Genomic DNA, 22,452 nt, shown 5'->3' with positions numbered 1-22,452 from the left:
GTGAAATGCGTATTAGTTGTCATTTTTAGTTGATAAGTCTAGTTTCTCTACATCTGTATATTATTGATTAACTTTTATATTCTTAATTTTTTTACCATTTGATCTATTTTTTTTGAGCGATTTTGATCTCCCTGCTTGGGATAGACTAATAGAAAGAATAACCAAAAATATAAAGATAGATCCGGCTATTCTATTTTTAGACCTAAAACACAGCGTTAGAGTGGATATAGTTTTTCATTAAATTGCTCAAGCTTCGGAAATTTTAGTGGTTCAAGCTTGTCTAGATGGATCAGATAAGTTGCATAATCTTCGAGAAGGGTTTCTCGTGCTTCTTGGCTAATGTAGGGTACGTGATAAGCAATGAATGGCGGTAAAACTTCAAAACCGGCATATGCCAAAGTACCCCGATGAATCGGTGATAAATAATTTTCAATTGGACCGTGAATTGAGTTCTCTCCAAACATGTGTGTTCTACCGCCAAGTGTTAAGCACAACATTGCTTTTTTACCTGACATTCCACCGTGGTTATAAAACCGTTTACCGCCATAAAATAAGCCAGAGACGAACACACGATCAATCCAGCCCTTTAAAATTGCTGGAACAGATGTCCAATAAAGTGGGAAATTTAAAATCACTAAATCAGCTTTTTTTACCTTTTCAATTTCTGCTTGAATATCTGGAGCAAGAAGTTGATTTTTACCGGCATTTCTTTGTTCGAGGGCATAGTTAAAATAATCAGGTTGGTCGAGCTCTAAAAAATCCTCTTTGGACGCAATAGGGTTAAATTGCATAGAATATAAATCTGAAACTTCTAGTGTGTGCCCCAATTTTTCTAAGGTTTGCTTGGCTGTACTTTTTAGAGCAGCAGTAAAAGACTGTGGTTCTGGATGAGCATGGACAATCAGAATGTTCATAAGGCGACCTGTGTTCTTTTCAGAAATTGTGCTGTCTAGTGCAATTCAGCGGATTTTGTTTTGAATCACTATGCCTCAATTTAAAAGCATGGCATAGTTCCTGAACTGACAGTTTTTACCATTTCACGCCATTTTATTTTGCTCATTGGGTTGCTCATGAATCCAGAATTACCCGGAACTTATATTAATTTAATTGTCGAGACTGTTAAGCGGTGGGATGTCTCTGGTGAGCAGCTTTTAGATGGAAGTGGAATAACCTTAGAACAATTAAAAAAGCCTTACTGGTATGTTGAGTTCAATATCTTAAATCAGCTTATTGAACGGGCGATTGAGTTATGCAAAGAGCCTGCACTAGCAGGGTATTTAGCTTTAAGCATGACTGCTTCATGTTATGGTTCAGTCGGGATGGCCGCCATAGTTTCTCCAAATTTAGGAGAAGCGTTGAAAATTCTTGAACAGTTCATTGGCTCACGTTGTAAAGTTTTTAAACCAGAATTAAAACAAGAAAATAATGATGCATGTTGGTCAATTCATCAGCCTGTTAATCAATTTCAGCTGAGTCCAAATGCCAACATTTTTTTGTTAGTCGGTTTCGTTCAAATTGCAAAAAAATTAACAGGACTTTCTCATTTAGGAAAAGTTGAATTACAAATGCCAGAACCAATAGGTTTTTCACAAATAAGTCATCAACTGGCTGTCACTTGTTTATTTAATCAAAAGTGTAATCGTTGGATATTTCCAAAAGAGTATTTAGCACAGCCTGTCTTAACGGCAGACCCAATGCTAGCGCCTTTGTTAAATGCACAATGTAAGCGGGATATAGAGAAATTAAAGTTAAAAAGTGGTTGGAAAGGACAAGTCAAACAAGTTGCCGAAAAATTGCTTTTGAATGGGGAGATTGAGGCATTGAAAGTTGGGCAAGTTGCTCAAATCATGAATATGTCAGAGCGAACCCTGCAGCGCTATTTAGCTCTTGATCACACTAGTTTTACCCTCTTGGTAGACTCCCTGAAAAAAGAGCATGCTCAGAAACTTTTAGCTCAAAATAACATGTCGATTGAAAAAGTGGCTTTAATGCTGGGTTATACCGAGACTTCTCACTTCACTCGTGCGTTTAAGCGTTGGATGGGTGTCACGCCTAAATATTTCCAAACCAAAAATAAGATGGATGATTTAAGTTAAAAGGCCACAAATTAAAATTCATGGCCTTTCACTTATCAATTGAATTCATTAAATAGATTTTTCTGGCTTAGATGAGAGTGATTCAATTACTTCAAAATAGCTAGGTGGCGCTGGAACATGGCCGCGATTTCTCAATAGACGATGCATGCGCGGCAATTTGAAGTAGGGTACTGAAGCCATTAAATGGTGTTCCATGTGATAATTAACATGAATAGGGGCCACAAAGCTTCTAGCAATCCAACCTGCACGTGTTGTACGGGTATTCGTCAGAGCTGTATTACTTGTTTGCATCCCTGCGTGTTCGGCCATTGAGCGAATTCTTAAAAATAATGGAAACGGTGTTAAATAAGCTAGGGGCCATAACCAATAAAAACGTTGTTGACCAAAAGCTTTTAAAACACCATAAAGAGCTACATTGGTTGCAATGGCTCCGCTACTGTTTTTTATAAGACTTTTAGTATAGTCAACGAGATCTTTATTACTTCGGTCCAGCCAGACTTGATCATTTGCAACCGTCCATTTCATTAAATCGAGATCCATTAACACTCGACCAAAGCTAAATTTTAATCCAGTCATACCCGTTAAGTCGCGTAAGAATTTACGAGCAAGAGATTTTTTACCAACAGGAAAACCAGAAACCAAAGAAAGATCGGGGTCATCTGGAGTAGACGTTTTTGCATGATGACGAACATGATGTACGCGATATTTTTGTAGATCATTCCAGATTGGACGGGCGCATAGCCATTCACCGACAAAGTCATTTATTTTTTTATTTTTGAACAAGCTTTTATGCGATGCATCATGCATTAAAATCGCTAGGCATAACTGGCGACCAGCCAATATTGCTAAAGCAAGCATACAAGCAAGTAATTTGCCCCAGCTCGGTAAGTAATCCCACATCATGATTAAGCTGGCAAATGTTCCGCCAATAACAGCCCACGTACTTGCAACAGCCCAAGCACCATATGCATCTGAGGGTTGTGTGAGTTCCTGTATTTCTTCTCTGCTAAAGAGATCGGTCACACTGACTTGTGCATTCATTTTTATTCTCCCAAATCAGATTTTGGTATCCATATTTTATATTACTAATATAATCATAAAATTTTAAAAAGTGTAATATTTGTTTGTAAAAAATAAATCGCCCTTTAATGGGCTAATTCATTTTCATAAATTTTCTGCCACAGCTTTTGTCCAATTGAATCGAGCTGTTGTACATTCTGAGCAAACTGATTGCGGGCATGTTCGTCAACAAATGGATGGGGTAGCAGAGGATCATTCATGAGTAAGGTAATCGTTTCACGTCCTAATAACAAAGCTTGAGTAGCAGCCTCATTTAAGGATAAATTTTTATAATTCAAAAGCCATTCTTGGATATCTTGACTATACATTTCATAATTTTCTTCAAGCTGCTTGGTATCCCATAAAGAAGGAATTAACGAAACTGTTTTTGAGTCAAATTTTTGAATAATAGAAATTTTGGCTTCATTTTCAAGACCCGCTAAAACGAGCTCTTCACATGTTTTTTCAAAGCTATAAGCTAAATTGTCTGGGCGTATATAAATTCCAGTTTCGAGTTCTCTAAAACCAAATTGACGTAAAGTGTGTTCTCTCTTTTTTAAAGCGGTCCGATCTATACGCCCTAATGTCCCCGTAAATACTGCCAGATAATTCTGTTGCCATTCTTTGGTCTGTTTAATGCCATTTTTACGATTCAAAATGACTTTTGCCCAGTCTTTGGTGGATGGCGAAAGTTGATAAATACCGCGCTCGACGCTTTCTATCATGCCTTCATTTAATAGCCGAGTCGTAGCAACACGAATACCGTTGTCACTCATATTAAAAAGTTTAGCGGCGATCAATATTTGTTTAATGGTGAGCTGAGGATAAGCGGAGGAAAGAAATAAATCGATAATAAGATGACGTGCATTAATTTTGGTATTTTTCATTCAGATAGAATTTTTGATATGAGTTGCATGTAAGAAAAATAATATCATGTTTTTGTAATGTCTTTTTAAGATCATTTTTAGGGTCAATAAGCGTAAAAATCTTTAGCTATAAAATAGGAAATTTTGTAGTTCTTAAGCAAGTTCATCTTTTTACGATAGTTAACCTAAGATTGTCATGATGATGTGATACATTATTCCCCTTTAAATAAACCGCCTTTTGCTAAGGGCAATAACCACAAATGCTAGAAATGATCTGATATTGGGCATGAACTAGGCCAAAATTATGGTTTATACATGATATAAAACAAATTTTTAGACTTTTCTGGTGATTAACTTTTTGAGCAAGTGATGGAAAATTTTGAAGTTATAAAAGCACTGTTTTTAGGCTTTGTCGAAGGCTTAACTGAATTTTTACCAATCTCGAGTACAGGCCATTTAATTTTATTTGGTCATATTATCGATTTCCATTCAGACGGTGGTCGTGTATTTGAGGTCGTAATCCAGTTAGGTGCTATTTTGGCAGTGTGCTGGTTATACCGACAAAAAATTGTTAACTTGATTAAAGGCTTCTTTAGTGGTGATGTGGAATCACGTCATTTTGCTATCAGTGTGCTTATCGCTTTCTTCCCCGCAGTTATTATTGGGGTTTTGGCAGTAGACTTTATTAAAAGTGTTTTATTCAGCCCAATTGTGGTGGCGATTGCCTTAATTGTCGGGGCGCTTATTATTTTCTGGGTTGAATCTAGACAATTTGAACATAAGACACTCGATGCAACCAAAATTACTTTTAAACAAGCACTTTTAGTCGGACTTGCTCAATGTATTGCCATGATTCCAGGAACTTCACGTTCAGGTGCAACAATTGTGGGCGGAATGTTTGCGGGCTTGTCACGTAAAGCAGCTACAGAATTCTCTTTCTTCCTTGCTATGCCAACCATGTTGGGCGCTGCAACTTTTGATTTGGTTAAAAATGCTGACGTACTGACCGCCGATAATATGATTAATATTGGGGTAGGTTTCGTTGCTGCTTTTATTGCCGCATTGTTTGTTGTAAAAGCATTGGTTCTGTTTGTAGAGCGTCATACCTTACGCGTATTTGCTTGGTATCGAATTGCACTCGGTGTAATTATTTTGATTGCAGCAATGTTCTTTAATTTATCGGCTTAAATAATCTGATGAAGTGAAAAACCTAGAATGTTCTAGGTTTTTTTATGCCTAAAAATTGATTTGAATTGCCTATTTATACAAAGTAAACGTAAGACAGATGTTTTCATTTTAGGTTCATTGTTATATTGATTATTAGATTACTTCTCACAATAAAACTATGCCGCAAAATCATCTTACAGAACATTTGGTCGATGCATTTTTGCACTTGGCTCCAGCAGAAGGACTCTATCCTACTTTTATCTCTAACATCACTTTAATGCGTGTAGATCATTCCACACCACCTGTTGCCGTGCTGCAAGAACCCTCAATTGTTTTAGTTATACAGGGATTAAAGCGAGGGTATATTGGTAAAGAAATCTTTCCATTTCAGCAAGGGCAGTGCTTATTCATCTCAATTGCAATACCGTTTGATTGCGATACTGTTGTTGAAAATAATGAACCAATGCTGGCGATAGCAATAAAATTTGAACCACAAATGATGACTGATCTCATTACTAAAATGGATAAACAGCAACAAGTGGTTACTGAAGATGCTCACTCAGAAGATTTAAAATTAAGCTGCGGGCTTAGAGTGATTGACATGAATGCGACCATTTCAGAGGTTGCTCTCAGATTGCTCAATTTACTTCGTTCTAAACAAGATACTTTTATATTGGGTGAGCAAGTTAAAAGAGAGTTAGTTTATCGTGTGGTGCAGGCTTCAGGTAACAGTCTAGTCGAGAGTTTATCGGCTATGGCAAGTCGAAATGGCGTGATTTACACCATTTGTGAAATTATTCAGCGTGATTATTATCATAACTTAACGGTTCAAGAATTGGCGAAACAAGCGGGCATGAGTCTCTCGCTTTTTCATCAAACTTTTAAAAAGGTGACGAATTATTCGCCCTTACAGTACATCAAAATTACTCGGTTACATAAGGCACGTGAGTTGATCATGAACAATAAAATGGGGGTGGCAGAAGCAGCCTATGAAGTTGGTTATGTCAGTGCCTCTCAATTTAGCCGAGAATTTAAGCGACTGTTTGGCGTTCCACCCAAGTCCTCAATTATTTAACGTAGATTAGTATTTTCAAATATAAATCAAACATGGAGTATTTTATGACCCTTCCAACAACCATGAAAATTATTGAAATTACGGCTCCTGGTGGACCTGAGGTTCTAAAAGTTCAAGATGCTAGTGTTGTTCCCGCACCTCAAGCAGATGAAGTCTTAATTGAGGTAAAGGCTGCTGGAATTAACCGTCCTGACGTTTTGCAGCGTATGGGCTTATATCCGATGCCAAAGGGTGTTACTCAAATACCAGGACTTGAAGTCGCTGGTGTTGTGGTTGCTGTGGGCGAACAAGTAGATCAATTTAAGGTTGGAGATAAAGTTTGTGCTCTAACAAATGGCGGTGGTTATGCTGAGTACTGTGCGGTAACTGCAACTCAAGTATTACCAATACCTGAAAATTTATCATTTACGCAAGCTGCTGCGATTCCAGAAACATTTTTTACGGTTTGGGCAAACCTATTTGATATCGGTCGTTTAAAAGAAAATGAAACTGCACTGATTCATGGTGGGGCAAGTGGTATTGGAACCACAGCTTTAGCCATTTGCCAAGCTTTAGAGATTAAAACTTTTGCTACCGTTGGTAGTGAAGATAAAGTTGAAGCACTCTCTAGTTTCACCACAGCAATTAACTATAAAACCCAAGATTTTGAGCAAGAAGTTTTGAAACATACTCAAGACCAAGGTGTTGATGTCATTTTGGATATTGTGGGTGGTTCTTATTTCTCGAAAAACTTGAATCTATTAAAACGCGATGGTCGACTTGTCATTATTGGTTTTATGGGTGGTCGAATCGCAAAAGAATTTGATTTACAAAAACTGATTTTAAAACGCGCCACAATTACGGGTTCGACGATGCGAGCACGTAATAGCCAAGAAAAAGCAGAAATTGCCCAATCTTTGCATGAGCATGTATGGCCATTATTGGCTCAAGATAAATGTTTACCTCAAATCTATAAAACGTATGCTTTTTCAGATGTACAAAGTGCTCACGCATGTATGGAGCAAGGTGATCATATTGGAAAGATCGTTTTAGAAATGAATGCGTAAAGCTGTAATCATTGAAGTTTGGGCGAACGACAGGTTCGCCTAAACTGAATTTTATAATTCTAAATTATGCCTATTTCTCTATAAAAATTGCCAAATTCTATTGGCAGATTGCACCAGTTCCATGACTTCACCTATAAATTGAGCAAGAAATAAAAATTGGTCCCTACTTTATTATTTCTTTCCATACTGATGAAAAAGGATAGTAACAATGAATACCGCAAATATTGATGATAAAAATCCTACTCCAGATTTGGCTGAAGATAACGCCTTTTTCCCATCACCTTATTCATTAAGTCAATATACTGCTCCTAAAACCGATTACGATGGCACGACTTATTCAACGCCGTATACGGGCAATAAAAAAGTTTTAATGATTGCGACTGATGAACGCTATATCCAGATGCAAAACGGTAAGTTCTTTTCAACAGGCAATCATCCTGTAGAAATGCTTTTACCGATGTTTCATTTAGATAATGCAGGCTTTGAAATTGATGTTGCGACACTTTCAGGGAATCCTGCCAAACTTGAAATGTGGGCAATGCCAAAGCAAGAACAAGTTGTATTAGATACTTTTCAGAAATACGCAGATAAATTAAAAAATCCATTAAAGCTAACTGATATTTTAGAAAATGCAGTGGGGGAAAACTCACCATATGCGGCTGTATTTATTCCGGGTGGGCATGGTGTATTAGCTAAAATTCCACATAGCCTTGAGGTAAAAAAAGTTCTTAAATGGGCGGTTGAACAAGATAAATTTATTATTACATTATGTCATGGTCCAGCTTCATTACTGGCTGCGGCAGTAGATGAACAGCCAGAAAACTATATTTTTAAAGGCTATCAAATTTGTGTATTCCCTGACTCATTAGATAAAGGAGCAAATATTGATATTGGTTATATGCCAGGTGCTTTACCTTGGCTAGTGGGTGAAAACCTTGAAAAACTCGGTGTCGAAATTTTAAATAAGGGGATTACAGGTCAATGTCATAGAGACCGTAAATTGCTAACTGGTGATAGTCCGCTTGCTTCTAATAATTTAGGAAAACTTGCAGCTGAAACATTGTTGGCTGAAGTGAAGGATTAAGTTATGAAATATGTGCGCCCTGCGGGACTCGAACCCACGTCGGTCGCTTAGGAGGCAACTGCTCTATCCAGTTAAGCTAAGGGCGCATAATTTTCTGATTATAAACAAAAAAGCTATTGCAAAGGCAATGGCTTTTTTACGTTTTAGTTATTAAAACTTTTGCCATAGTGGGCAATAAAGATAAAGTTGAACCATTCAACGGTTTCGAACACTTATGACTTGTAGAAAAACAGTTTAGAAAGCTAAAAAATCACAAAAAATTCATGTTGATCTTTCTATGATCTGAAGCAAAACACGAAAAGGTTTAAGACAAGCAAACGGGTAGGTGAAGTTATTCCTAGAAGGTTGTTTGTCAAAAATCAGATTTGGCTATCGTATAATTCAAAAGGGCGTGACATGAAAAAAAATGATGAACAGGACTTATCTAGAATTATTGAAATGGCATGGGAAGATCGCACTCCATTTGAAGCAATTGAGCGAGAATATGGCTTAAGTGAAAGCGAAGTTATTCGTTTAATGAGATACAACCTCAAAACCAATAGTTTTAAACTCTGGCGCAAACGTATGGCAGGGCGTAAAACTAAGCATCAGCAATTACGTTCACCAGAAATTGAACGAGCTTACTGTTCGCGTCAGTATAAATATGCATAACGTCTAATTTTATTGTCGATGAAATTTTAATTTTTACAGCGCGTAATTTGCTGATTAAACACTAAAAAGCCCCTATCGAAATAGAGGCTTTTTAGTGTTTAGGTACGAAATATAATATTATTGTTTTTTAGAATTCAATAATTTAAATAGTACAAACATGAGAACGATCCAGATTGGAATCATCATCACTGATTCTTTGAATCCTTGGCTCCACATAATGTAGAGAACAACTGCAATAAAGCCTAAAACCAAATAGTTACTAAATGGTGCCCAAAGTGCAGGGAAGTGAGTTTTTTCACCTTTTGCTTTCATTGCTGATCTAAATTTGAGGTGAGTCAAACTAATCATTGCCCAGTTCAATACTAATGCACCAACGACGATATACATTAAGTGACTTAATGCATCTTCGGGTACAAAGTAGTTCAACAGTACACAGCCAAAAATTAATAATGCAGAAAGTAATACGGCTGGAACAGGTACGCCTTGTTTGTTTACTTTTTTGAAAACTTGTGGAGCGTTACCTTGTTGAGCTAGACCGTATAACATGCGGCTGTTTGCAAACATACCACTGTTATAAACAGATAAAGCAGCAGTTAAAATAATAAAGTTAAGAAGATGTGCAGCCCAACCAATTCCCATTTGGCTAAAAATCATGACGAATGGGCTTTTGTCGAGGCCACCAAGATCTAACTGGTTCCATGGCACTAATGAAAGCAAAATTGTTAGTGAACCGATATAGAAAATCAAGATACGGAAAACAACTTGGTTGATTGCTTTTGGAATAGTTTTTTTCGGATCTTTTGCTTCTGCTGCTGCCATACCAATTAGCTCAATGCCGCCAAAAGCGAACATTAAGAAAGCTAACATATAGAACAGACCACTAAAGCCATTTGGAAAAAATCCACCATGTGTCCATAGGTTACTAAATGAAATGCTTGAACCCACATCTGCTGTAAACAACAAATAAAGGCCAAAGATAATCATAGAGATGACCGCAGTTACTTTAATAATGGCGAGCCAAAATTCAGATTCACCATAAAATTTAACGTTGGTTAAGTTTACGGCTGTAATCACGACAAAGAAAAATAAGACAGAAGTCCACGCTGGAATATGAGGCCACCAATAATTAATATATTTGGCTACCGCGGTGAGTTCACTCATCGCAACCAGAACATAGAGTATCCAATAATTCCATCCAGCTAAAAATCCAGGAAATTTCCCCCAATATTTATAAGCAAAATGGCTGAACGATCCTGCAACAGGTTCTTCAACAATCATTTCTCCCAAGTGACGCATAATCAAAAACGCGATTAAGCCGCCAATGGCATATCCTAAAATAATGGATGGTCCCGCAGATTGAATCACTTGCGCCGAGCCTAAAAATAATCCGGTACCAATTGCTCCACCCATAGCAATTAATTGGATATGTCGATTTTTTAGTCCTCGTTGCAGTGTAGAAGATTCGTTGGTCAAAGGTCTTCACTCACAATGAATAAGTAAATTATTCTAATAGATGGAGTTATTTTAGCCTAGACTACAAATTAATAAGCTGTGACTGAAAAGTAATAATAAAATATATTTAAAATCATTGGTTTACTTTTAATATTTCAATATAGAGTGAAAAGTGCTCTAAAAAATATAATTTAATATAGACTTTTTTTCTTAGATTTTGCTTAGATTAAGTCATTGCAAGCATATTGCTAAATTCTCAAAATATGCTCGCGTCAATACGATTGATGTATAAAGCAGATCGCTATCTCTTGGCCTTAAAACAATTTAAGATGCAGAGAAGGGTAAGCAAGAATGCTTGTTTTGATATAGAAGAACATAATAGTAAGGATAACAGTTGATATGAGCTCAGTACCGCAAATTAAAATTCCAGCCACTTATATGCGTGGTGGAACCAGTAAAGGTGTCTTTTTCAAGCTTGATGATTTGCCGGAAAAAGCCCAAGTTGCAGGACAAGCAAGAGATCAGCTCTTACTACGTGTCATTGGTAGCCCAGACCCATATGGAAAACAAATTGATGGGATGGGGGGAGCCACTTCGAGTACTAGCAAAACTGTTATTCTCGCTAAAAGCTCCCAGCCAGAACATGACGTTGATTATTTGTTTGGTCAGGTTTCAATTGATCAAGCTTTTGTAGATTGGAGTGGTAACTGCGGTAATTTAACCGCTGCGGTTGGCTCTTTTGCGATTTCAAATGGCTTGGTTGATGCAGATCGTATTCCAGAAAATGGCCTATGCACTGTTCGAATTTGGCAAAAAAATATTCAAAAAACTATTATTGCACATGTGCCTATCACCAATGGTCAAGTTCAAGAAACTGGTGATTTTGAACTCGATGGGGTGACGTTTCCTGCCGCTGAAGTTCAAATTGAATTTTTAGATCCTGCCGATGATGGCGAAGAAGGCGGCGATATGTTCCCGACAGGGAATATTGTTGATGAATTAGATGTTCCTGATATTGGTCGTTTTCAAGCGACATTTATTAATGCCGGAATCCCAACCATTTTCTTAAATGCAGAAGATTTGGGTTACCAAGGTACAGAATTACAAGATCATATTAATAGTGATGCAACTGCACTGGCACGTTTTGAAAAAATTCGTGCATATGGCGCGGTACAGATGGGCCTAATTAAAGATATTTCAGAAGCGGCTGCGCGTCAGCACACACCAAAAATTGCTTTTGTTTCTAAACCTAAAAACTATACCGCTTCAAGTGGTAAGCCAGTTTCAGAGGGTGATGTCGATTTATTGGTTCGCGCTTTGTCGATGGGTAAATTGCACCATGCCATGATGGGAACCGCAGCGGTTGCGATTGGTACAGCGGCTGCCATTCCGGGAACGTTAGTAAACCTTGCGGCTGGTGGTGGCGAACGTGAAGCAGTACGTTTCGGACATCCATCTGGAACATTACGTGTTGGTGCTCAAGCGGAACGTATTAATGATCAATGGGTCGTGAAAAAAGCCATTATGAGCCGTAGTGCACGTGTGTTAATGGAAGGTTGGGTGCGTGTTCCGGGTGACAGTTTCTAAAAGTCATTAAGTAAAAAAGTCTCTCAATTTTGTAGAGGCTTTTTTACGTTTACCTTCAAAAACTCATCACCCACTTTTCACAGTGAATCGTGTATGATGTAGCGCATGAATGCTTCATTACATTCAATAAAATTTCTCTACTGATTTTATCGAGGCGACTGTGTCATCACTCTCTCAAGTTAATGCGGATGTTTTAAAACAAGCTCAACAACGTATTCAACAAGATTTATTGACGACACTGGCCGCGTTCTCAATTCCAGAGCCTTTAAAAAGTGCAGTACACCATGCAGTCATGCTTGGTGGAAAACGTGTGCGTCCGGCTTTGTGTTATGCCACTGCTTCTTTACAGCCAAATCCAAATTTTGCTGCGGCTCGCCGTGCTGCGGTTGCTGTAGAGTTAATTCATTGTTATTCACTGGCTCATGATGATTTGCCGTGTATGGATAATGATTTACTACGTCGTGGTCAGCCGACGTGTCATGTTGCATTTGGTGAAGATACTGCTTTACTCGCTGGTGATATTTTACAGTCAATGGCTTTTGAGGTTTTAGGTAGCCGTTTGTTCGATGAACAAGGACAGGGTACTGATGCTGCGATTGTATTAAAACAAATCCAGATTCTAGCAACAGCCACCTCTAAAATGGTCTGTGGACAGGTGTTAGATTTACAAGCTGAAGCTAAGCAAATTGCTCAAGACGAACTTGAAAATATCCATCGTAATAAAACTGGTGCGCTCATTCAGGCTGCAATTATGATGGGGGCAGTCACCATCTTTTCTGGAACAGATCAGGCAATTCCAAAATTACGCCAATATGGGCAGACCATTGGACTGGCTTTTCAAGTGTTAGACGATATTCTGGATATTACTTCGAGTACCGAAGCTTTGGGTAAAACTGCTGGAAAGGATGAACAAGTTCAAAAATCGACATACCCAGCGTTAATGGGTCTCGAACAAGCACAGATTTATGCCAAAGAATTGCATGATCAAGCTTTTGAGGCTTTAGCTCATTTTGGTGACAATGCCAAAGAATTAGTTGATATCTCACAATTTCTTTTGGCGCGTACGAATTAATAATATTAAATCAATATTGATGCTTCTATTCATGTGAAATGAATAAAGGAGAAAAAAATGAATGGTGAACAACTCCATCAAAAAGCAATTGAAATTGCACGTAATCTTCCTTTTAGCCAACATGCTCATCCATTTGGACCTGACTATGAAGTTTTTAAAATTTTAGAAAAAATGTTCATGCTGACGACAGAAGTAGCTGGCGTCAAAATGATTAATGTCAAATGTGATCCATATAAAAGTCAGGAATATCAGGAGCTTTATTCATTTATTATTCCGGGTTATCACATGAATAAAAAGCATTGGATTTCGATTACACCGCATAAGAGTTTAACTAGCGATTTACTGCAAGATTTAATTCACGATTCTTATGATTTAGTCGTAAAGAAATTACCTTTGAAAGATCAGCAAAGATTAAAAAACCAATAATATAAAAAAACGGCGACATGATAGTCACCGTTTTGATTTTAATTACTTACTTTAAGTAATTGAATTAATTATGTTTTCCCATGATGCCACGAATTGTATTTAAAACATCGGCAGGTAAAACCACAGTTTTAGCATTGTTAGATTTCGCCATATCCTGCATTGCTTTTACATATTGTTCACCCAAAAGGTAAGCAACTGGAATCTCTTTATCACCAACTGCACTGGTCACCATTGAAATCGCTTTTTGAGATGCTTCAGCTAAAACAACTTGTGCTTCTGCGTCACGACGTGAGGCTTCTAAACGACCTTCTGCACTTAAAATAGCAGCCTGTTTTTCACCATCGGCTTTAGTAACAGCAGCACGACGTTGACGTTCTGCCGCAGCTTGTTCTTCCATGGCAGCTTGCATGGTATGAGACGGCTGAATGTCTTGAATCTCGACTGTTTTCAGTGTAATGCCCCAATCTGAAATATCGTCAGAAATTGCAGCTTTTAACTTAGCTTTAATATGATCACGTGAAGACAATGCATCATCTAGATCCATTTCACCTACAATAGAACGCAGTGAGGTTTGTACAAGGTTTTGAATCGCCCATGTATAGTTTTCAATACCGTAAACAGCTTTTTCTGGTGTGGTTAAATTAATATATGCTACAGCATTCATGAGCAATACGGCATTGTCACGTGTAATCACTTCTTGTGACGGAATATCTAGCACAATATCTTTCGTGGTAATTTTATAAGCCACTTCATCGATATAGGGAATCACAAAATTAAGCCCCGGATTAAGGGTCGTGTGATATTTACCTAAACGTTGGACAATCCATTTGTAGCCCTGAGGAACAATACGAACCCCTTTAAAAATGGTAATAGCCACAAACGCCAAAAAGGCTAAAACAATAATAGTACCAACTGGCATGAAAATACCCTCTCTTTATCTTTAATGTTTATGAAGTACCGTGGGATTGAACAATTAAGTCATTACCCGAAATATCAATAACTCTGACTCGATCGCCAACTTTAACAGGAGTAGTGCTCCGACAATTCCACTCATCGGCCCCTAAAATAGGCATTGGAAAGCGAACAATAATTTGATCATGGTCTAGACCAGTTTGAATCACCATTCCAATTTGACCAATCGTTGCTTCACGGGGCAATCCCGCTTTCGTTTTATCAATTGATAAGGGTTTAATAAATTTGAACCAAAGAATGGTGCATAGCACTGATAGTATTATCCACAATACAATTTGTGTTGTGAGGCTAATATCTGGAAATAACCAATAGAGAATGCACACCATAATGGCGGCAATACCAAACCAGAGTGCGGCAAAGGCAGGTAAAATTAGTTCAGACAGAATAAGTAAGATACCCAATACAAACCAATGCCAAGGTTGTACAACAAACTCCATAGATCTGCTCTTTTATATATCTTTATGTGAGTAAAAGTGACTCAATATCACTTTTACCACTGTAGCAGATGATAGGAAATGTGGATAGAAAAAAACCACTTCTATTAGAATTTAGGGCGTGGTGCTGGCTTAAATGCTGCTGGAGATTTTTTGAAGTTCGCAATTGCGGTTTCAATTTGGCGAATTTGAGCTTGAGCAGCTTTTTCACCTTCCAAAATTGCCTGATTACTTGATTTGAGGTCAAGTGTACCTAAATGACCCACTTTAGGCTGAATCACAACATTGGCTTGCTTGAGTTCTTCATTAATACTTTGTTGACCCATAATATTAATTGTTTGATCCAGTAATCCCCACATATTAGCTGGGCGATTACCTGCCGGACGCGCTGAAATATCAACTGCAATCACAATATCTGCACCCATATCACGAGCTGTTTTAACCGGAATTGGGCTAACTAATCCGCCATCTATGTATTTTTGATTGCCGATTGTGGCTGGCACGAACACGTTTGGAATACTACAAGAGGCACGTACTGCTTGGCCTGCATTACCTTTAATAAAGTCTGCCTTTTGACCATTATCAAGACGAGTTGCCACAGCCGCAAAACGGATTGGGAACTTCTCAATCGGTTTATTGCCTACGTTACGGTTTACGTAGTCCTGTAGCTTTTGTCCAAGAATAATACCTTGGCGATTAAGTGTTAAATCACGAATATCAGACTCTTGTAATTTCAGAGCCAGACTTTGCAATTGATAAGGTGTTTGTCCACTCGCGTAGATACTTCCAACAAAGCTACCTGCGCTGGTACCCGTTACAATTTTAGGCTTAATTCCATGAGACTCTAAAACCTTGATCACACCAATATGTGAAAATCCTTTTGCTCCACCGCCACCTAAAGCAAGCGCAATGACAGGTTCACGGGCTTTAATTGAGGTAGTCGGCGTTGGTGTTTTGCTAAATTTATCACAGCCAAAGAGTGCTAGAGAGATAAATCCAATACTGGCAAATTGAGCAATTTTCATCTTTAAAAATAATCTATGTCGAGATAAATTAAGAAGGGCCATAAGACCAGATTCGCTCAATTTTTGCTAGGTTTTTTTCACTAGATTTTGTAAAGGTTCGGCAAGCCAATTGCGATTTTTGGGTGAGATTTTTCCTTTATAACGCTCAAAAATCTTGGTGAGATCTTCATCATAGTTACCACTTGGCTCTAAGTGACCTAAGCAGTGAATCGTCTTACGGTCATAATCAAAAGAAAACATCACAATGGGAATATTGGCTTTTGCGGCAATATGGTAAAAACCACTTTTCATTTTTTTTGCTTTTTTACGTGTGCCTTCGGGCGCCATCCCAATCCAGATCTTGTTATATTTTTGAATGGTTGCAACGACTTGTTCAGTAAGTCCATTGGCTGTGTCACGTTTAACAGGAATGACACCAGCCCAGTCTAATGCCCGTTTAAAAGGTGGTTTGAAAAGGGCATCTTTACCTAATACCGTAATTTGGATACCTAAGCCGAAAATCGCAAGAAAGCCATACCATCCATCAATATTGGAAGTATGAGGGGAAATAATCGCCACTGCTTTTGGAAAATTAGGAACTTCGCCTTCAATTGTCCAACCTTGCGCTAAAAAAAGTTTCTTAAATAGTGCTCGGCTTAACGCAGTGCCGCGTTGGGGTACCAAATCAGGTAAATTAGGGAAATGTTGATCCATATTTTTTAAATTTTAACTTGTCCTTGTTTTATCTTAGTCTTTTGAAATATATGCTTCATTGGCAAAATGTAAGAACAACATGACATTTGATGTTATTCCTCATTAAAGAAATAAAAAGTAGGTATATATGTTTCGGCAGCAAAATCTTTATCTTCTGCTATTTTCCTTATATTGGGCGCAAGGGCTACCTGTGGGTTTTATGACCCATGCTTTACCCGTTATTTTGAGGGCACAAGGTGTGTCACTTGCCCATATTGGTGGTTTTGGCCTATTAATGTTGCCTTGGTCAATCAAGATTTTTTGGGCGCCGTGGGTTGATCGACATGCACTTTCCCGTTTAGGACACTATCGTAGTTGGATTCTACCTACTCAGTTTTTAATGGTGGGTGTACTTTGCATTTTGTCTTTTTTCCCCATCCAAGCTTTAGACCAGCCCATTTATTTATTCGCCTTTTTCATTTCGCTTCTTTTTATGAACTTAACCGGAGCAACGCAAGATATTGCGACCGATGCTTTGGCAGTTAATTTGTTGCAACATGACCAGCAACATTGGGGAAATACATTTCAGGTGATTGGTTCCCGACTAGGGTTTATTGTCGGGGGCGGTGCCGTACTCTGGTGTTTAGACTGGTTGACATGGCAACCCACTTTTTTGCTATTAGCGGCTTTGGTGTTTTTAAATACTTTACCTGTTTTATTATTTAGAGAACCTGACCATGCTTCTCATTCAAATCGCGAACTCAAACTTAACCAACAAAACTTAGTGATAAAGATTAAGGCCTACTTGAGTTATTTCTCTCAAAATAAAGAGCTTCGTTCTTGGTTAGTTGTACTCATTACTTTTAAAGTAGCAGATGGTTTAGCTGGGCCACTGCTTAAACCTTTAATGGTTGATATGGGGTTAAGTTTTACTCAAATTGGTGTTTATATCACCATGCTCGGTGCAATAGCTGCACTGGCAGGGGCGGCAATAGCAGGCGGGCTGCTTAAATACTTCTCTAGACCTACTGCTTTAATTGTTTTTTCAATATTTAAAATCATGAGCTTAGCTGCGTATACCTATTTAGCTTATGCCTACGAACAGAAAATTCAGCTCAATGTCTGGGCGATTTATACAGTCAATGCTTTAGAGGATGCATTCTCTGCAATGTTGTTGGTGGTTATGTTGACTTTAGTGATGCACTACAGTCGAAAAGAATATGCGGGTACCGATTTTACCTTTCAGGTTTCGGTCATGGCGACTGTGAGTGGGGGTCTTTATAGTTTGAGTGGAGTGTTTGGAGATGCCTTCGGTTATTTCCATTATTTGATAGCTATTGTCATTATTGGTACTGTTACTTTGCTCCCTATTTCCCTCTGGAAACATGCAAAACTACAAGAAAAATAATCTTAACTAAATGAAATAAAGAAATTTAATATCGAGTAATGAGTGATCTAGTCATTATCTACTACCTTTGTCTATGTTTTTAAAAATGTATGTTTTTAGCTATTTAAATGCGCTATTAATTGTGCCATCTTGATTGGGTAGCAAATGGAAGCTAACTGGAGTAAAAATGGATTTCGTTAACAAGAAAAATCATGTGAATCAATTAAAATGGGTAGAAAAATGTTCAAGTAGATTGGATATTAGCCTAAAGTCTAAAAAAGAATAATGAAATAACGATTTAATCATTCTATAAGATAAGAGAGTTGTGTAGGATTCGTTACAACATGAAGTTAAGGTAAAAATCTGTAAGTCAAAGTAAGTTTTTTATGTCTTTGGTTATTGGTTTTGGTCTTGCATAACGTTGAAATTGGTTTTGGTTGCGGTAATAAAATTAATGTAACCAAAGTGGAGGAGAGTTGATTTTTTAGCCCCCTAATTTAATGGCGTAAATCAACTTGGCATGGATAGGCAACATAAAATATATTTTTGGAGTTTTTGATGGATCTATTCCTTAATCGTAAATCTTTCGTTGTTAAAAGTTTAGCTCTTACAGTTACAGCTTTAATGATGAGTGGGGCACATGCTGCGACTTCCGACAAAGCGGAAATTCAACAGCTTCGTAAAGAAGTTGAAGCTTTAAAAGCTTTAATTCAACAACAAAGCCAAGTGCAGCAACAACAACAGCAAGTACAGCAACAACAGCAAGTACAGTTAGCTGAAGTTAAGGCACAACCAGTTGCTGCACCAGTTTCGCCGTTAGCAGGATTTAAATCTAAAGCTGGCGCTGATGTGAACCTATATGGTTTTGTTCGTGGCGACGCTAACTATATTATTGAAGGTGCAGACGGTGACTTTGCTGATGTAAGCAAGTCAGATGGTAAAACACATGATAAATTACGTGCGACTGCTAAAACGACACGCCTTGGTTTAGATTTTACTGCTCCAGTAAATGATGCCAAAGTTGGTGGTAAACTCGAAGTCGACTTTGCAAGTAGTGACAATAGCAAATCTGAAAACCTACGTGTTCGTCATGCGTATGTAACATATAACAACTGGTTGTTTGGTCAAACAACTTCAAACTTCTTGTCTAACCATGCACCAGAAATGATCGACTTCTCGACAAACATTGGTGGTGGTACTAAACGTGTACCTCAAGTACGTTATAACTACAAGTTAGGTCCAACTACGCAATTATTTGTTTCTGCTGAAAAAGGTGATAGCACTACTTCAGTAACAGGCGATAGTATTAAGTATAGCCTACCTGCATTAACTGCTAAAATCACTCAAGGCTATGCAGACGGCAGAGGTTCTGCCTCAGCTCGTGCATTAGTTGAAAATTATAAATCACAGCTTGCTGATGATGATAAAATTGGTTGGGGCGTAGCTCTTGGTACTGACTTTAAAGTGTCTGATCCTTTAAAACTCTTTGCTGATGCATCATATGTTGTGGGTGATAATAGTTACTTATATGGTAGTAACACTCCTTACGCAGTAGAAGGTAATTCTATTGAGCAGAATAAATTTGTAGCAGTACAAGTGGGTGGAACTTATAAGATTTTACCTAACCTACGTTCAACTTTAGCTTATGGTGCTCAATTCGCTGATGACGGTACTGATTTTGCAAGATTAAATGCCTCTGCAAATGAAAAAGTTCAACAAGCATGGCTTAACGTGATTTATACACCAGTTAAACCAATTGATTTGGGTCTGGAATATGTAAACGGTAAGCGTGATACCTTTGATGGTAAGTCTTACAAAGATAACCGTGTTGGTTTAATGGCTAAATATAGTTTCTAAGACCTACATTTAGTTAAAAATTAAAAAAGACGAGGTTAAATTTAACCTCGTCTTTTTGTTAGAAAAAATTTTGAAATAAGTATTTTTTAAGATTTATGTATTAGATCATTTTTTATTTAAGTCATTTTTAAGTTTCAATTTCTACAGTAAAGCATCATAAAAAGATTGTAGTTCCCCCCAAGATGCTGAATTTTTTTTCTACCTTAAAAAATAAACAGATTTCACTGTTTATGTTTAATTTCATTATAGCCATTTGGTTAGGTGCAATTCTAAATATTGGTTTTTATAACAAAGTACATCTTTTAACTCCATATTTTGGAGTAAAGGCTATTCTATTTTTAGCAGCTACTGTTGTTATTCTTATTGCTGCTTATTATGCACTTTTACAGATTCTAAACTGGAAATGGACGGCCAAGTTTTTTGCAATTTTGCTGGTCTTCATTGGTGGTTTTAGCTCTTATTTTGTCAATACCTTAGGTGTAATCATCTCGCCTGATCAGATTCAAAATATGATACAAACAGATGTATCTGAGGTTTCTGATTTAGTTTCATTACGCTTTGGACTTTGGACAGTTTTCTTTGTTGTTTTACCTATTTTCTTGATTACTCAGGTAAAGATCAAAAAAGAAAGAATAGTTCCTCTCTTAGTTAAGAAAGTATTATCTATAGCTATTGCCTTCGCACTTGTAGGTGGTTTGCTGTTTACATATTATGTTGATTTTGCAGCAATCTTTAGAGAGCATCGTGATTTAAAAGGTATGATCTCTCCTCAAAACACCATTTCTTCTTTAATGTCTTATTATCATAAAAAGGCACCTAAGAAGAATCTTCCTCTTGTGAAATATGGTGAAGATGCTCATCAAGTTCAGCCTACACAAAAGAACTTGCCTAAATTAATGGTGCTTGTAGTGGGTGAAACTGCACGTGCAGAAAGTTTTTCACTTAATGGATATGCTAAAAATACGAATCCAGAGCTTTCTAAACAAGATATTTTGAATTTCTCTCAAGTAAGTTCGTGTGGTACAGCAACTGCTGTTTCAGTTCCATGCATGTTCTCTGGCATGCCACGTGTTAACTATGATGAGCAATTAGCAAGTCATCGTGAAGGCCTATTGGATATTGCAAAGCGTGCGGGTTACCAAGTAACTTGGATTGATAACAATTCTGGTTGTAAAGGCGCATGTGATCGTGTTGAGCAATATCAAATTCCAGAAAAGCTACAGCAAAAATGGTGTAAAGATGGCGAATGTCTTGATGATATTTTAATTGATAGCTTAAATGAATATTTAGCTACTATTCCTAAAGAAGACACGCGTCCACGTTTAATTGTTTTACATCAAGTCGGAAGTCATGGTCCAGCCTATTACAAGCGTGCGCCTGCGGAATATCAAAAGTTTAAACCGACTTGCGATACTAATGCGATACAGGGCTGTTCTCCAACCGAATTAATAAATAGCTATGATAATTCAATCATATATACAGACCATGTATTAAGTCAGATGATTAATAATTTAAAAGAAGTATCGAAATATCAAACAGGTTTATGGTATTTATCTGATCATGGTGAATCAACTGGCGAACATGGTATGTATTTACATGGGGCGCCTTACTCAATCGCACCAACTCAACAAACACATGTACCAATGATTATGTGGTTCTCTGATAACTGGAAACAGCACAATCTTGCGCAAGTGAGTTGTTTAGGCCAACAAACGAAACAAAAGTTAAGTCAGGATAATTTATTCCCAAGTTTGTTAAGTATGCTGGATGTGAAAACTCAGGTCATTAACCCTCAACTGGACATGTTGCACTCATGTGCCCATGTGAATTAAAGCGAGCCTAGAACATGACAAAAATCTTAATGATTGAAGATGATTTTATGATTGCTGAGTCAACAATAACGTTGCTGCAATATCATCAATTTGAGGTGGAATGGGTCAATAATGGCTTGGATGGTCTGGCTCACTTGGCCAAAAATAAGTTTGATATCATTTTATTAGACTTAGGTTTGCCGATGATGGATGGTATGCAGGTCTTAAAGCAAATCCGTCAAAGAGCTGTCACTCCAGTTTTAATCATTTCGGCACGAGACCAGTTGCAAAACCGCGTGGATGGATTAAACCACGGTGCAGATGATTACTTGATAAAACCATACGAGTTTGATGAGTTACTTGCCCGTATTCATGCGCTATTGCGTCGTACTGGAGTAGAGGCTCAGCTTGCGAATCATGAACAACTTTTACAAAATGGCGATTTGGTTTTAAATGTTGAACAACATATTGCAACCTTTAAAGGCCAACGGATTGATTTGTCGAACCGTGAATGGGCGATTCTTATTCCTTTAATGAGCCATCCAAATAAAATCTTCTCTAAAGCAAATCTGGAAGATAAGTTATATGATTTCGATAGTGAAGTGACCAGTAATACGATTGAAGTATATGTGCATCACTTGAGAGCTAAACTTGGTAAAGACTTTATTCGAACTATTCGAGGGTTGGGTTACCGTTTAGGGCAATCGTAACTT

21 protein-coding genes, 1 tRNA gene and 1 pseudogene are annotated in these 22,452 nt (G+C 37.7%); 14 read left to right on the top strand and 9 right to left on the bottom strand.

Going from position 1 to position 22,452, the window contains the following annotated elements; genetic code table 11:
- Nucleotides 1-215: 215 nt before the first annotated feature.
- Nucleotides 216-914 carry an NAD(P)H-dependent oxidoreductase gene (locus FY048_RS16730; protein ID WP_446091878.1) on the bottom strand — a complete coding sequence of 233 codons (699 nt, stop codon included), beginning with the start codon at nt 912-914 and terminating at the stop codon, nt 216-218.
- A gap of 156 nt (nt 915-1,070) precedes the next feature.
- Between FY048_RS16730 and FY048_RS16725 the strand changes: the two genes are divergently transcribed.
- A complete protein-coding gene (locus FY048_RS16725; RefSeq protein ID WP_446091877.1) occupies nt 1,071-2,096 on the top strand; it encodes an AraC family transcriptional regulator ligand-binding domain-containing protein in 1,026 nt (341 codons plus the stop codon).
- 48 nt (nt 2,097-2,144) lie between these two features.
- Here the strand turns inward: FY048_RS16725 and FY048_RS16720 are convergent, their stop codons facing one another.
- Both FY048_RS16720 and FY048_RS16715 read right to left on the bottom strand, forming a co-directional pair.
- Nucleotides 2,145-3,137, bottom strand: a complete 993-nt coding sequence (locus tag FY048_RS16720) for a fatty acid desaturase family protein (protein ID WP_446091876.1) — start codon at nt 3,135-3,137, stop codon at nt 2,145-2,147.
- Nucleotides 3,138-3,241: 104 nt separating this feature from the next.
- Nucleotides 3,242-4,042 carry a PaaX family transcriptional regulator C-terminal domain-containing protein gene (locus FY048_RS16715; protein WP_446091875.1) on the bottom strand — a complete coding sequence of 267 codons (801 nt, stop codon included), beginning with the start codon at nt 4,040-4,042 and terminating at the stop codon, nt 3,242-3,244.
- Between the two features lie 348 nt (nt 4,043-4,390).
- Here FY048_RS16715 and FY048_RS16710 point away from each other — a divergent pair, with 348 nt between their 5' ends.
- From FY048_RS16710 to hchA, 4 genes are all read left to right on the top strand, one after another.
- Nucleotides 4,391-5,209: an undecaprenyl-diphosphate phosphatase gene (locus tag FY048_RS16710; RefSeq protein WP_446091874.1), complete on the top strand. Its 819-nt coding sequence runs from the start codon at nt 4,391-4,393 to the stop codon at nt 5,207-5,209.
- Between the two features lie 157 nt (nt 5,210-5,366).
- Entirely contained in the window at nt 5,367-6,263 is an 897-nt protein-coding gene (locus FY048_RS16705; protein WP_446091873.1) for an AraC family transcriptional regulator, read from the top strand.
- 32 nt (nt 6,264-6,295) lie between these two features.
- On the top strand, nt 6,296-7,309 hold the full coding sequence (locus FY048_RS16700) for an NAD(P)H-quinone oxidoreductase (protein ID WP_446091872.1): 1,014 nt from the start codon (nt 6,296-6,298) through the stop codon (nt 7,307-7,309).
- Nucleotides 7,310-7,517: 208 nt separating this feature from the next.
- Complete coding sequence (hchA, locus tag FY048_RS16695) at nt 7,518-8,393, top strand: glyoxalase III HchA (RefSeq protein WP_446091871.1); 876 nt, start codon at nt 7,518-7,520, stop codon at nt 8,391-8,393.
- Nucleotides 8,394-8,406: 13 nt separating this feature from the next.
- Here hchA and FY048_RS16690 read toward each other — a convergent pair.
- Nucleotides 8,407-8,479, bottom strand: a tRNA-Arg gene (locus FY048_RS16690).
- A 310-nt stretch (nt 8,480-8,789) separates the two neighbouring features.
- Here FY048_RS16690 and FY048_RS16685 point away from each other — a divergent pair.
- On the top strand, nt 8,790-9,044 hold the full coding sequence (locus FY048_RS16685; RefSeq protein WP_446091870.1) for a TIGR03643 family protein: 255 nt from the start codon (nt 8,790-8,792) through the stop codon (nt 9,042-9,044).
- 117 nt (nt 9,045-9,161) lie between these two features.
- Here the strand turns inward: FY048_RS16685 and FY048_RS16680 are convergent, their stop codons facing one another.
- On the bottom strand, nt 9,162-10,517 hold the full coding sequence (locus tag FY048_RS16680; protein ID WP_016137088.1) for an amino acid permease: 1,356 nt from the start codon (nt 10,515-10,517) through the stop codon (nt 9,162-9,164).
- 378 nt (nt 10,518-10,895) lie between these two features.
- On the opposite strand from FY048_RS16680, the gene prpF reads away from it, so the two are divergent.
- The 3 genes from prpF to FY048_RS16665 all read left to right on the top strand — a co-directional run bounded on the left by prpF (nt 10,896) and on the right by FY048_RS16665 (nt 13,581).
- Nucleotides 10,896-12,083: a 2-methylaconitate cis-trans isomerase PrpF gene (gene prpF, locus FY048_RS16675; protein WP_446091869.1), complete on the top strand. Its 1,188-nt coding sequence runs from the start codon at nt 10,896-10,898 to the stop codon at nt 12,081-12,083.
- A gap of 160 nt (nt 12,084-12,243) precedes the next feature.
- Nucleotides 12,244-13,155, top strand: coding sequence for a polyprenyl synthetase family protein (locus FY048_RS16670; RefSeq protein ID WP_016137086.1), 912 nt, complete (start codon nt 12,244-12,246; stop codon nt 13,153-13,155).
- Between the two features lie 57 nt (nt 13,156-13,212).
- Nucleotides 13,213-13,581 carry an MmcQ/YjbR family DNA-binding protein gene (locus FY048_RS16665; RefSeq protein ID WP_446091868.1) on the top strand — a complete coding sequence of 123 codons (369 nt, stop codon included), beginning with the start codon at nt 13,213-13,215 and terminating at the stop codon, nt 13,579-13,581.
- Nucleotides 13,582-13,645: 64 nt separating this feature from the next.
- On the opposite strand, the gene FY048_RS16660 is transcribed toward FY048_RS16665, so the two are convergent.
- From FY048_RS16660 to FY048_RS16645, 4 genes are all read right to left on the bottom strand, one after another.
- Nucleotides 13,646-14,500, bottom strand: a complete 855-nt coding sequence (locus FY048_RS16660; protein ID WP_446091867.1) for an SPFH domain-containing protein — start codon at nt 14,498-14,500, stop codon at nt 13,646-13,648.
- Between the two features lie 28 nt (nt 14,501-14,528).
- A complete protein-coding gene (locus FY048_RS16655) occupies nt 14,529-14,990 on the bottom strand; it encodes an NfeD family protein (protein WP_446091866.1) in 462 nt (153 codons plus the stop codon).
- A 104-nt stretch (nt 14,991-15,094) separates the two neighbouring features.
- Nucleotides 15,095-16,012: a patatin-like phospholipase family protein gene (locus tag FY048_RS16650; protein WP_446091865.1), complete on the bottom strand. Its 918-nt coding sequence runs from the start codon at nt 16,010-16,012 to the stop codon at nt 15,095-15,097.
- Nucleotides 16,013-16,078: 66 nt separating this feature from the next.
- Nucleotides 16,079-16,705: a lysophospholipid acyltransferase family protein gene (locus FY048_RS16645; protein ID WP_446091864.1), complete on the bottom strand. Its 627-nt coding sequence runs from the start codon at nt 16,703-16,705 to the stop codon at nt 16,079-16,081.
- A gap of 127 nt (nt 16,706-16,832) precedes the next feature.
- On the opposite strand from FY048_RS16645, the gene FY048_RS16640 reads away from it, so the two are divergent.
- The 5 genes and pseudogenes from FY048_RS16640 (at nt 16,833) to FY048_RS16620 (ending at nt 22,449) form a co-directional block, all read left to right on the top strand.
- Nucleotides 16,833-18,092: an MFS transporter gene (locus tag FY048_RS16640; RefSeq protein ID WP_446091863.1), complete on the top strand. Its 1,260-nt coding sequence runs from the start codon at nt 16,833-16,835 to the stop codon at nt 18,090-18,092.
- A 73-nt stretch (nt 18,093-18,165) separates the two neighbouring features.
- A pseudogene (locus FY048_RS16635) lies at nt 18,166-18,357 on the top strand (hypothetical protein).
- Nucleotides 18,358-18,629: 272 nt separating this feature from the next.
- Nucleotides 18,630-19,928, top strand: coding sequence for a DcaP family trimeric outer membrane transporter (locus FY048_RS16630; RefSeq protein ID WP_446091862.1), 1,299 nt, complete (start codon nt 18,630-18,632; stop codon nt 19,926-19,928).
- A gap of 182 nt (nt 19,929-20,110) precedes the next feature.
- On the top strand, nt 20,111-21,760 hold the full coding sequence (locus tag FY048_RS16625; RefSeq protein WP_446091861.1) for a phosphoethanolamine transferase: 1,650 nt from the start codon (nt 20,111-20,113) through the stop codon (nt 21,758-21,760).
- Nucleotides 21,761-21,774: 14 nt separating this feature from the next.
- The gene (locus FY048_RS16620; RefSeq protein ID WP_446091860.1) at nt 21,775-22,449 is read left to right on the top strand and encodes a response regulator transcription factor; all 675 of its coding nucleotides are present in this window, start codon (nt 21,775-21,777) and stop codon (nt 22,447-22,449) included.
- The last annotated feature ends 3 nt before the right edge of the window (nt 22,450-22,452 follow it).

This window comes from Acinetobacter sp. 1124_18A, from assembly GCF_052824995.1.
This window is presented reverse-complemented; position numbering and strand designations above follow the sequence as displayed.

Coding starts and splice junctions, on each gene's coding strand:
- FY048_RS16730 (WP_446091878.1), bottom strand. CDS start 914: ATGAACATTCTGATTGTCCATGCTCATCCAGAACCACAGTCTTTTACT.
- FY048_RS16725 (WP_446091877.1), top strand. CDS start 1,071: ATGAATCCAGAATTACCCGGAACTTATATTAATTTAATTGTCGAGACT.
- FY048_RS16720 (WP_446091876.1), bottom strand. CDS start 3,137: ATGAATGCACAAGTCAGTGTGACCGATCTCTTTAGCAGAGAAGAAATA.
- FY048_RS16715 (WP_446091875.1), bottom strand. CDS start 4,042: ATGAAAAATACCAAAATTAATGCACGTCATCTTATTATCGATTTATTT.
- FY048_RS16710 (WP_446091874.1), top strand. CDS start 4,391: ATGGAAAATTTTGAAGTTATAAAAGCACTGTTTTTAGGCTTTGTCGAA.
- FY048_RS16705 (WP_446091873.1), top strand. CDS start 5,367: ATGCCGCAAAATCATCTTACAGAACATTTGGTCGATGCATTTTTGCAC.
- FY048_RS16700 (WP_446091872.1), top strand. CDS start 6,296: ATGGAGTATTTTATGACCCTTCCAACAACCATGAAAATTATTGAAATT.
- hchA (WP_446091871.1), top strand. CDS start 7,518: ATGAATACCGCAAATATTGATGATAAAAATCCTACTCCAGATTTGGCT.
- FY048_RS16685 (WP_446091870.1), top strand. CDS start 8,790: ATGAAAAAAAATGATGAACAGGACTTATCTAGAATTATTGAAATGGCA.
- prpF (WP_446091869.1), top strand. CDS start 10,896: ATGAGCTCAGTACCGCAAATTAAAATTCCAGCCACTTATATGCGTGGT.
- FY048_RS16665 (WP_446091868.1), top strand. CDS start 13,213: ATGAATGGTGAACAACTCCATCAAAAAGCAATTGAAATTGCACGTAAT.
- FY048_RS16660 (WP_446091867.1), bottom strand. CDS start 14,500: ATGCCAGTTGGTACTATTATTGTTTTAGCCTTTTTGGCGTTTGTGGCT.
- FY048_RS16655 (WP_446091866.1), bottom strand. CDS start 14,990: ATGGAGTTTGTTGTACAACCTTGGCATTGGTTTGTATTGGGTATCTTA.
- FY048_RS16650 (WP_446091865.1), bottom strand. CDS start 16,012: ATGAAAATTGCTCAATTTGCCAGTATTGGATTTATCTCTCTAGCACTC.
- FY048_RS16645 (WP_446091864.1), bottom strand. CDS start 16,705: ATGGATCAACATTTCCCTAATTTACCTGATTTGGTACCCCAACGCGGC.
- FY048_RS16640 (WP_446091863.1), top strand. CDS start 16,833: ATGTTTCGGCAGCAAAATCTTTATCTTCTGCTATTTTCCTTATATTGG.
- FY048_RS16630 (WP_446091862.1), top strand. CDS start 18,630: ATGGATCTATTCCTTAATCGTAAATCTTTCGTTGTTAAAAGTTTAGCT.
- FY048_RS16625 (WP_446091861.1), top strand. CDS start 20,111: ATGCTGAATTTTTTTTCTACCTTAAAAAATAAACAGATTTCACTGTTT.
- FY048_RS16620 (WP_446091860.1), top strand. CDS start 21,775: ATGACAAAAATCTTAATGATTGAAGATGATTTTATGATTGCTGAGTCA.